We start from the raw sequence: 9,913 nt of genomic DNA, 5'->3' as shown, positions 1-9,913 counted from the left end.
CGGCGGCGGCGCGGAGCTCGGCGGCCTGGCGCTGCTCCCACGCGGCGTCGGCGGCGCGACCGGCGAGCACCGCGCGTCGGCCGAGCACGACGACCCCGCCGAGCAGCACCGTGGGCACCACGCCGGCGACCCAGGTGACGGCCGGCGCGACGCCGACGACCACCCAGCCGACGACGGTGGCGAGCGTGAGGAGGCCGGCGAGCATCCCGCGGCGGCGCGCGGCGGCGCCACGACGCGCGGTCGTGGCGGCGTGCGCGGCACGGGCCTGCGCGGTGCGGCGCGCGGCCTCGGTCGCGATCCGGTCCTGGGTCGCTGTCGGTCGGTCCACGGTGGTACCTCCTTCGTCGGGTACCGGTCGGCGGACCGGAACCCCCTTGCCCGGGGTCAGCAACCCCGTGGTACTGCGTGCCGCCGGCCGACGTGCGTCGACGGTGCGGGCCGACCGGCCGGGCCGGTCGCTGACCGCCACCACACGCAGCGCGTCCGAGTACCGGTCATCCGCCCGGGACTCGAGCAGCTGTTGCCGGTGCCGCAGCTTGTGCGGCACCAGGTAAGCGACCCACAGGACCACGAGCGCGAGCGCGACGGGTCCTGCGAGATCTGTCACGCACCGACGGTAGGGCGCGCGGGAGGCTCACCGCCGCAGCCGGGCGGCGTGTCGAACTACATGCGTGTGATTTCTAGCGTCCCGCCGTGCGCGTGGCATGCCATCGCGCGAGCAGCCCGCCCGGCACGTCCTCGGTCGTGAGCGCGAACGTGCGGTGGTCGCACCACGCGTCGCCGATGTGCAGGAACCGCTCGCGCACGCCCTCGTCACGGAAGCCCAGCTTCTCGACGACGCGCAGCGAGGGGCCGTTCTCCGGGCGGATGTTGATCTCCACGCGGTGCAGCCCGAGCGCCCCGAAGCAGTGGTCGGTCGCGAGCGCCACCGAGGTCGGGATGATGCCGAGCCCCGCGACGTGCCGCGAGACCCAGTAGCCGACGCTCGCCGAGCGCAGCGAGCCGTACGCGATCGACGAGACCGTGAGCTGCCCGACGAGCGCGCCGCGGTGCTCCACCGCGAACGGCAGCGTCGTCCCGGCGCGCGCCTGCGCCGCGAGGGTCCGCACGAACGACGAGAACGAGGGCCGCGGGCCGTCGAGCGGCACAGGGCTCGTCGCGTCCCACGGCTCGAGCCACGCCGCGTTCGACGCGCGCAGCAGCATCCAGGCGTCCTGGTCGCGCCGCCGCAGCGGGCGCAGGCGCACCTCGCCGTCGACGAGGACCGCGGGCCAGCCGGGAGCCATCAGCCCTCCAGGACCAGGCAGTGGACCGTCTGCCCGGACCGGACCGTGAGGTCGTGCTCGCCGACGACGGCCAGCGCGTTGGCGTGCGCGAGCGCGCTCACCGACGGGGAGGCGGGATCGCCGACGGGCGTCACGCGGTAGCCCTCGTCGGGCGAACCGAGGACGACGGCCGGCACGAACTGGCGCAGCCCCGGGGGCGAGGACCAGCCCTCGGTGGCCTGCGCCGCGACCGACGGGCGGAACACCTCGCTGTGCCCGGCCATCGCGCGCAGCGCGGGCCGGACGAACACCTCGAACGAGACCTGCGCCGCGACCGGGTGGCCCTGCAGCGCGAAGATCGGCACCTCGCGGTCGCGCCCCAGCTCCGAGCCGACCGTGCCGAAGCCGTGGCGGTGCCCGGGCGTCATCGCGACCTGGTCGAGGCGAACGGTGCCGAGCGGGGCGAGCACGTCCTTGACCGTGTCGTGCGCGAGCTCGGACAGCCCGCCGCACACGACGACGAGGTCCGCGCGCACGAGCTGGTCGTCGAGCGCCTCGCGCAGCAGGTTGCGGTCGTCACCCTGGATGGCGACCCGCACCGGCGAGGCGCCCGCGTCGCGGACCGCGGCCTCGAGCGCGTGGCCGTCGGCCTCGAAGACCGCGCCCTCCTCGAACCGCGTCGAACCGGGCTCGACGAGCTCGTCGCCGACGGTCAGCAGGACGACCCGGGGCGTGGGGTGCACGTGCAGGCGACCGCGGCCGAGCGACGCGGCGATCGCGAGCTGCCGGGCGCCGAGGCGGGTGCCGGCCTCGAGCACGACCTCGCCCTCACGCACGTCCGATCCCGCGGCGCGCACGTGCTGACCGGCGACGGCCGGGCGCTGCAGCGCGACGCGCGCCGTGCCGCGGTCGGTCTCCTCCAGGGCGACGACCGCGTCGGCGCCCACCGGCAGCGGCGCACCCGACGCGATGCGCACGGACTGCCCGGGTGCCAGGCGCAGCGGCGCGCCGCGGCCGGGCCGCACGTCGTGCGCGACGGGCATGACGCGGTCGGAGCCACCGGTCTCGCGCGCGGCGACGGCGTACCCGTCCCGGGTCGCGACGGCGAAGCGCGGCAGGTCGGCGCCCGCCACGAGGTCGGCCGCGAGGATGCAGCCGGCGGCGTCGTGCAGCGCGACGTCGAGCGGCGCGACCGGCCCGACGGCGGCCAGCACGGCCGCCAAGTGGTCCTGGACCGATCTCATGCGCGCATTGTGCCCCGCGCGGCGCCCGCGAGGCGCACCGGCCGCGCCGGACGACTTCAGGAGATCCCGGTGGGCCCGACCGTCGCACCGTCCGGCACGTGCGACGGGGTACCGGGGTCGTCGAGCACGGCCTCGCCGGTCACGACCACACCGGATCCGAACGTCCAGTCGCCCCGGACCTGCAACGACGCGGCACCCGCGAGCGACGGGGTCGCCGGGATGCGCTCGTCGAAGGCTGCGACCGTCGTGTAGTGGTCGTCGAGGTCGACGAAGGGGGCATCGACCTCCGCGGTCAGCCGCTGGTCGCGCTCGAGGCGGTAGACGTCCGAGCGAAGCACGAGCAGGTCGTTGGTCGTCTTGACCGGCAGGAAGCGGGACCGGTCGACCTCCAGCACTGCCGCGCCGTCGAACACCTCGATCGCCGCGCCCATCGCCGACTCGATCTGCACGACCTTGGGCGACGTCTTGTCGCTCGGGTCGACCGTCTTCTCGTTGCGGATCAGTGGAAGCTCGAGCACCCCTCCGGTCCGCCCGAGCTCGTCGGCGAGCGCCTGGAGGTCGAGCCAGAGGTTGTTGGTGTTGAAGTACCGGTGGCGCTCGATGTCGGTCGCCGCGTCGGCGTCGTCGGGCCGGGTCTGGGCCGACTCCCGCAGGACGATGCGCGCGTCCGAGCGCCGCACGACGAGGTGCCCGCCCTTGCGGTCCGCCGGGGTGCGCCGCGCGACCTCCGCGGCGAACGGGGCGCCCGACGCCGCGAACCACCCCGCGATCCGTGCGTCGGGCGCTGCACCGAGGTTGTCGGAGTTCGAGACGCTCGCGTACCGGAAGCCGGCCGCGAGCAGCGCCTCGAGCACTCCCGACGCGTAGAGGGCGGTGTAGAGGTCGCCGTGCCCGGGTGGGCACCACTCCAGGTCCGGGTCGGCCGGCCACCGCACCGGCGTGAGGTCGTCGGCGCGCAGCTTGGGCTCGCGGTTCTGCACGAAGTCGAGCGGCAGCCCCTCGACGGCGAGGTCCGGGTAGGCGGCCAGGGCGGCGATGGTGTCGTCGCGCGTGCGGAAGCTGTTCATCAGGACGAGCGGCAGGCGCGCGCCGGTGGCAGCGCGAGCAGCCAGCACCTGGCCCGCGATCACGTCGAGGAACGTGCGGTCGTCCCGGACGCGCAGGAGCGACTTCGCCCGGTCCATCCCCATGGACGTGCCGAGACCGCCGTTCAGCTTGACGACCACGGTGGCCGCGAGCGCATCGCGCGCGCTGGCCTCGTCCACCTCGAGATCGGCGAGGTGCGGCACGTCCCTGAGCGGCTCGACGTCGTCCTCGGCGATCACGCCGGTCTCGCCGGACTCGAGCAGCCCGTAGAAACGCGTGAACACGTCGATGGCGGTGGGGTGCACCCCACCGTCGGTCATCGTGCGCTGGGCCTGTGCGAGTCCGTCGGCGCTCATGTCGCGATGCTAGGGGCGTCCGGCGGGCCGCGCAGTGGCGCCGGTCACGCGTTCGCCTGGGGTTCCCCGCGTGCTCGTCGGAATCCCCGGAGCGTCACGCACCGTTCACCGGTCGGTCCGGCGGTCCCCTCACGCGACGGTCTTTGCGACACTGGTCCCATGAGCAACGCCGCCCAGCCGTATCCGCGCGCCGCCGAGGGCGACGAGATCGAGGACGTCAAGGAGCGGCTGCGCACGGCTATCCGATCGTCGCGCCGGTCCCGCTCGCAGCGCCTGCGCGACGAGGCCGAGGTCGCCCTCGCGCGCGTCGTCGCCGCCATCCCCGCCGTCGCGAACGCGTCGGTCGTGTCCGTCTACGCGGCCCGCCCGTCCGAGCCCGGCACGAACGCGCTGCTCGAGCTGCTCGACGAGCGCGGCACCCGCATCCTGCTGCCCGTGCTCGGCTCCGGCCTGCAGCGCGACTGGGCCGAGTACGCCGGGCCCGACGACCTGCGCGAGCGCGCCCCGGGACGCCCGCCCGAGCCCGGCGGCCCGACCCTGGGCGCGGCGGCGCTCGCCGAGGTCGAGGCGATCATCGCCCCCGCCCTCGCGGTCGACACCGACGGCGCCCGGCTCGGCCAGGGCGGCGGCTGGTACGACCGTGCGCTGGAGCACGTCCGGCCCGGGACGCCCGTGATCGCCGTGGTGTTCCCCGAGGAGCTGTACGACGCCTCGACCCGGCCGCTGCCCCGCGAGCCGCACGACCGCACCGTGGACGCGGTCGCGACACCCGAGGGCTGGCGGCCGGTCGGACCCATCGGACCGGCCGGCCCGCTCGAACCTACGGGCTGAGCGTCAGGCGGTCCTTCGCGTCGGCCTGCACGCCCGCGGCGGTGAAGGGCCACGGGAACGTGGTGCCGTGCGCCCACGCGGAGAACTGGTCCGTGTAGTGCGGGCTGGCGGGGTGGCCCGACGAGCCCGTGAGGTTGACCCACGTCGAGGAGTCCAGGTCGCCGAGGTCGACGACCATCCGCATCGACGGCGCCGACGTCACGCCGTACGAGCCGGAGCTCGCGTCCCAGGCGGTCGCGTCGACCATCGACGAGCCGCCGCCGACCTGCAGCGGCTTCGGGTTGACCAGGCGGCGCACCAGCGCGGGGATCGAGTCGCCGCCCAGCACCGCGTGCTCGGGCGCGGCCTCGTGCAGCCGGCCCCACGTCCAGTCCTGCGGGTCGCGGCCGAGCTGGGCCGTGAGCTGGCGCCGGGCCGAGACCATCGCGCGCGTCAGCACCTCGTCGCGGCCCTCCACGACGCCGGGCGTCGAGCGGTCGTCCCACCACGGGGAGTCGGGTTCCTCGAGCAGGCCGCGGACCACCTCGAGCCAGCGTGAGTCGCCGGTGGGCGACTCGCTGTCCGGCAGGTCGTCGTCGAACGCCAGGCGCAGGATCGTCGACCACACGGCCGCGAAGTAGGCAGCGGCCGGCGAGTCCGTGTCGTTGACCCGGTCCCAGGAGCGCAGCAGGTCCTGGCCGTCGTCGTCGAAGTCGTTGCCGATGTTGAGCGACAGCAGCGTGGGGACGAGCACGTCCGCGTAGGGGTTGTGCTGGTCGGTCTGGATCGTGTTCATCTCCGCGACGCCGAGCGTGCCGTCGTCGGCCGTCGCCGCCTCGAGCAGGTCGTTGATGCGCTGGCTGCGGAAGCCGTAGTCCCAGTCCTTGGTGAGGAACGGGCCGGTGCCGCGCGGCGTGACCTGCTGATTCGCGGCGACGATGATGCCGCTCTTCGGGTCCTGGACGTGCGGCATGTCGGTCGGGTCGACGTAGCCCTGCCAGTCGTAGGCGCTGTCCCAGCCGGGGCGCGGCCACGTGCCGTCCGACGGGACCTCGCCGGAGACCCGGGCGCGGATCGGGATGCGGCCCGGCGCCTGGTAGCCGATGTGGCCGTCGACCGTGGCGAACACGATGTTCTGCGAGGGGACCTCGAGCAGGCGGCCGACCTTGGCGATGTCCGTCGCGTTCTTGGCGACGTCGATCGCGAGCAGCGCGTCGGCCGTGTGGCCCGGCGCGAGCGCGGTCCAGCCGAGCGAGACGGCGTACCCGTGCCCACTCGTGCCGTCCGGGAGCGGCGAGTTGCCGGTGCCGCCGAGGTCGATGACGTCGGAGATGATCGGCCCGTGCCGCGTGCTGCGGACCTGCAGCTTCACGTCATCGCCGCCGTTGACCTTGATGGTCTCCGTGCGGATCGTCATGGGCTCGGTGCCGTCGTCGCGCTGCACGACCGTGCCGTTCACGCGCTCGAGGAAGAAGTCGGTCACGTCGGCGCCCAGGTTCGTCAGGCCCCAGGCGAGGTCGCCGTTGTGCCCGATGACGACGCCCGGCATGCCCGCGAACGAGAAGCCCGACACGTCGTAGGGGCACGCGTCGCCGACCTGCTCGCAGCGCAGCCCGATCTGCTGCCAGATGCCCGGCGCGGAGATCGACAGGTGCGGGTCGTTGGCGAGGATCGGCTTGCCCGAGGTCGTGTGGCTGCCGTCCACGACCCACGAGTTCGACCCGACGCCCTCGCCGTCGCGGACGAGATGCGGCACGGCGGACAGCGCCTCGTCCGCGGCGGCCAGCGCCTTCTGCACGTCGTGGTCGCGCAGGTCGAGCGGGTGCTCGGCCGAGGCGGTCGTCGCCTCGTCTCTCGCGTCGGCCTTGGTGAGGATCGGGGCGTTGACGTCCTGCGGGTAGGTGGGGAAGAGCTGGTCGACCTTCTCGACGTCACGCACCGAGGCGAACGTGCGGGCGCGGGACAGCTCGTCGTCGTAGTTGCCGCGCAAGTCCCACGCCATGGCCTTGAGCCACGCGAGGGAGTCGACGGGGTCCCACTGCTCGGGGGCGTCGGTGTCCACCTGCAGGCCGAGCACCGTGTACTCGACGGCGATCTGCGAGGGGGCCTTGCCCGCGAGGTAGGCGTTGACGCCGTCGGCGTAGGCCTGCAGCGCGAGCTTGGTCTGCGGCTCGAGGATCGCCCACTCCTCCTGCGCGATCCGGCGCCACCCGAACGTGCGGATGACCTTGTCGGCCTCGAGCGCGTCCTCGTTCTCGCCAACGAGCTCCGAGAGTCGGCCGGCCGTGACGTGCCGGCGGTAGTCCATCTCGAAGAACCGGTCCTGGGCGGCCACGTAGCCCTGCGCGCGGAACAGGTCCGCGCTGGTCCTCGCGGTGATCGTCGGGATGCCCCGGGCGTCGCGCGTCACGGAGACGGGCGCGCTCAAGCCGTCGAGGTGCAGCGTGCCGCTGGTCTGCGGCAGAGGTCGGCGCACGACGACGAACGCGGCGACGATCGACGCGACGAGGGCGACGACCAGCACGATCGCGACGGAGGCAAGGGTCAGGCGGACAGCACGGCGGGACACCCTGCGAGGGTAGTTCGTCCCCCGGCGCGAGGTGGCCAACCCGGCCCGCAGCGCTGCACGCGGAACATCGGGGCCGCCGGGGCGGTTAGCATTGGCACTCAGACCATGTGAGTGCCAGCGGCGACGGCCGCTCGGCGGACGTCTGCCAGTGGAGATCCTCGTGCCTACCTATTCCTACGCGTGCACCGTGTGCGGCCACGCGTTCGACATCCAGCAGTCCTTCAGCGAGGACTCGCTGACCGTGTGCCCCGAGTGCGACGGTCGGCTGCGCAAGGTCTTCTCCTCGGTCGGGGTCGTGTTCAAGGGCTCCGGGTTCTACCGGAACGACGCGCGCGCCGGATCGGGCAAGTCGTCGTCGATCCCCGCGGCTCCGTCGAGCGACTCGTCGTCGTCCACCCCCGCCGCTCCCGCGGCGCCCTCGGCCCCTGCCGCTCCCGCGGCCGCGCCGGCCGCGGCTTCCGCCGCGAAGCCTGCCGCTTCCGCGTAGGCCTCGTTCCCCCCGCTGGTCGCTGCAGGGTTGGTTGCGGCGATCGCGCTGCCGCACGGCGCGTGTGATGCAACGTTGGATGCAGCCATGCGGCCGGCCGGGCGTGCTGCCGGGCGCCTGTGCATCTGCCGGTGCCGGTGTGCTGCCGGTGGCTGCAGGGTTCGTTGCGGCGATGGTGCTGCCGCACAGCACGGGTGATGCAACGTTGGATGCAGCCATCGCACGCACGCCGCGAGTGCTTGCGCCCCGACGGCAACGGCCACCACGGTGGCCACCCGTCGTGGGTGAGCCGACCACAGCCACGGGACTCGGAGCGCTCGTCCACCGATTCGCTCAGAGCCGGCTCGCACTCGTCGGGGCGCGCCTAGCGTCCTGCGGGTGACCTTGTTCGTCGACTCCCCGCCCCCGCTCGCGCGGCGTCGCGCCCCGGTGTCGGTGATCGTCCGGGCGATGTTGTGGCGCTGGCGGGCGCTCGTCGTCGGGCTCTGCCTGGCCGTGGTCGTCTCCGCCGCGATCGATGCGGTACGCCCGCCGCCACCCGAGTCGGTCGCCGTGGTCGTCGCCGCACGCCCGATCGCCGCAGGAACGGTGCTCGCGGCACGGGACCTGCGCGTGGAGCTTGTCCCGGTCACCCTCGCCCCGGCCCAGGCAGCCCGGGCCGTTGCTCCGCTCGTCGGGTCGTCGACCGCGGTCCCGCTCACCGCGGGCACCCCGCTCGTGCCGGGAGTCGTCGTGCCCGACGACCTGTCCGGGCCGCCCGGGACCGTCGTGGCGGCGGTGCGCCTCGCCGACCCGGCCATGGCATCCCTGCTGGCGGCCGGCATGCGGGTCGACGTGCTCGCGGCGACTCCGGAGGCGGAGACGGGCACGGTGGTCGCCTCGCGGGCCCTGGTCCTGCCCTCACCCGCGCGGGAGGCAGCCGCGGGTGGACCGTTCGCCGTGGCCGCCGACGACGAGAGTCTGCCCGTACTGCTCGCGGTCGCGCCCGACGAGGTCGACGACCTGGCCGCTGCCTCGGCGTCGGCCTTGCTGTCTGCGGCGGTCGTGCCATGATCGGCGTCGACGGACCAACCGGGCAGGGCCACCGAGGAGGCGTACGTGTCGGAGACGAAAGGGACGAGCGCCGTGGGGGCGCGGCTGACCGGGCTGGCGAAGGTGGGCCAGGGGTTCAAGGACTTCATCGCGCGGGGCAACGTCGTCGACCTCGCGGTCGGTGTCGCGATCGGCGCAGCCTTCGGTGCTGTGGTGAAGTCGCTCGTCGACTACTTCATCAACCCGCTGATCGGCTGGATCTTCGGCCAGCCGGACCTGACCGAGCTCTGGGACATCGGCCCGTACACGTGGGGCGACGAGGGCGGCGAGCCGATCAAGGTCGGCGTGATCATCAGCGCGCTGCTGACGTTCCTCTTCACGGCCGCCGCGATCTACTTCCTCGTCGTGCTGCCGCTCAACGCGCTCGCTGCTCATCGCAAGCGCGGTGTCGAGGCCGAGCCCGCGGCTCCCGCCGAGGACATCCTCCTGCTGCAGGAGATCCGCGACCTGCTCGCGGCCCGCCCGAACCCGGCAACTGCCAACGACACAGGGTCACCCACTCCCCCGACCTACCCGCCGACCGCCTGAGCACACCTGCTCGACCCAGGTGCTACCAGTGCGGGGGCTTGTCCTGTCGGAGCCGGTCGTCGTTCGCGTCGTTGCGCTCGCCCCATCCGACGTCCGAGTCGTCGGCCGCCCGGAACGGCACCGCACGCTCACGAGTCTCCGCGGGCTGGGCCGCCGGCTTCGCAGGCGCGGCGGGCTGCGCGGGGTGCGACGAGATCAGCACGGAGTCGTCGGTCCCGACCGTGCCGGCGGGGCGGATGACCCGCGGACGGCGCGGGCGGGGTGAGGTCACCGTTCGATGATCCCACCGGTCGCCCGCGAGCCGAAGCCCAGTGCCGGAGCTGTCAGGCGTCGCCGGCCATCCCGCGGGTCACTGCGCCGCGCACGGCCGTGTCGACGCGGTAGCTGCGCCGCGTGATGCCGAGCTCGTCGCGCAGTGCTGCGGCGAGCTGGTCACGCGTGCGCTCCTGCCCGTCCGAGCGCAGCCAGCCGACGAG

Annotated in this window: 9 protein-coding genes and 1 pseudogene; 4 read left to right on the top strand and 6 right to left on the bottom strand. The window is 74.0% G+C overall.

What is annotated here, in order from left to right:
* From D1825_RS02465 to D1825_RS02450, 4 genes and pseudogenes are all read right to left on the bottom strand, one after another.
* Positions 1 to 607 (bottom strand): annotated as a pseudogene (locus tag D1825_RS02465) (hypothetical protein); the annotation flags it as partial.
* A gap of 73 nt (positions 608 to 680) precedes the next feature.
* Entirely contained in the window at positions 681 to 1,286 is a 606-nt protein-coding gene (locus tag D1825_RS02460; protein ID WP_118765898.1) for a GNAT family N-acetyltransferase, read from the bottom strand.
* A complete protein-coding gene (locus D1825_RS02455; RefSeq protein ID WP_118765897.1) occupies positions 1,286 to 2,509 on the bottom strand; it encodes a molybdopterin molybdotransferase MoeA in 1,224 nt (407 codons plus the stop codon). Before D1825_RS02455 ends, D1825_RS02460 begins: the two co-directional genes overlap by 1 nt.
* 56 nt (positions 2,510 to 2,565) lie before the next feature.
* Positions 2,566 to 3,951: a UTP--glucose-1-phosphate uridylyltransferase gene (locus D1825_RS02450; protein ID WP_118765896.1), complete on the bottom strand. Its 1,386-nt coding sequence runs from the start codon at positions 3,949 to 3,951 to the stop codon at positions 2,566 to 2,568.
* 159 nt (positions 3,952 to 4,110) lie between these two features.
* On the opposite strand from D1825_RS02450, the gene D1825_RS02445 reads away from it, so the two are divergent.
* Positions 4,111 to 4,782, top strand: a complete 672-nt coding sequence (locus D1825_RS02445) for a 5-formyltetrahydrofolate cyclo-ligase (RefSeq protein WP_118765895.1) — start codon at positions 4,111 to 4,113, stop codon at positions 4,780 to 4,782.
* On the opposite strand, the gene D1825_RS02440 is transcribed toward D1825_RS02445, so the two are convergent.
* Positions 4,772 to 7,330 carry a penicillin acylase family protein gene (locus D1825_RS02440; protein WP_118765894.1) on the bottom strand — a complete coding sequence of 853 codons (2,559 nt, stop codon included), beginning with the start codon at positions 7,328 to 7,330 and terminating at the stop codon, positions 4,772 to 4,774. The two genes, D1825_RS02445 and D1825_RS02440, sit on opposite strands and share 11 nt — an antisense overlap.
* Positions 7,331 to 7,490: 160 nt before the next feature.
* Here D1825_RS02440 and D1825_RS02435 point away from each other — a divergent pair, with 160 nt between their 5' ends.
* The 3 genes from D1825_RS02435 (at position 7,491) to mscL (ending at position 9,437) form a co-directional block, all read left to right on the top strand.
* Positions 7,491 to 7,817, top strand: a complete 327-nt coding sequence (locus D1825_RS02435) for an FmdB family zinc ribbon protein (RefSeq protein WP_118765901.1) — start codon at positions 7,491 to 7,493, stop codon at positions 7,815 to 7,817.
* A 378-nt stretch (positions 7,818 to 8,195) separates the two neighbouring features.
* The gene (locus tag D1825_RS02430; protein ID WP_233549578.1) at positions 8,196 to 8,870 is read left to right on the top strand and encodes an SAF domain-containing protein; all 675 of its coding nucleotides are present in this window, start codon (positions 8,196 to 8,198) and stop codon (positions 8,868 to 8,870) included.
* 45 nt (positions 8,871 to 8,915) lie between these two features.
* Positions 8,916 to 9,437 (top strand): large conductance mechanosensitive channel protein MscL, encoded by a 522-nt coding sequence (gene mscL, locus D1825_RS02425; protein ID WP_233549577.1) that lies wholly within the window; start codon positions 8,916 to 8,918, stop codon positions 9,435 to 9,437.
* Positions 9,438 to 9,459: 22 nt separating this feature from the next.
* On the opposite strand, the gene D1825_RS02420 is transcribed toward mscL, so the two are convergent.
* Complete coding sequence (locus D1825_RS02420; protein WP_118765893.1) at positions 9,460 to 9,708, bottom strand: hypothetical protein; 249 nt, start codon at positions 9,706 to 9,708, stop codon at positions 9,460 to 9,462.
* Between the last annotated feature and the right edge of the window lie 205 nt (positions 9,709 to 9,913).

Origin of the sequence: Cellulomonas rhizosphaerae, from assembly GCF_003470205.1 — a bacterium.
Lineage (GTDB): Bacteria > Actinomycetota > Actinomycetes > Actinomycetales > Cellulomonadaceae > Cellulomonas > Cellulomonas rhizosphaerae.
Note: the sequence above shows the minus strand (reverse complement) of the source record. Positions and strands in the feature narration are given on the sequence as shown.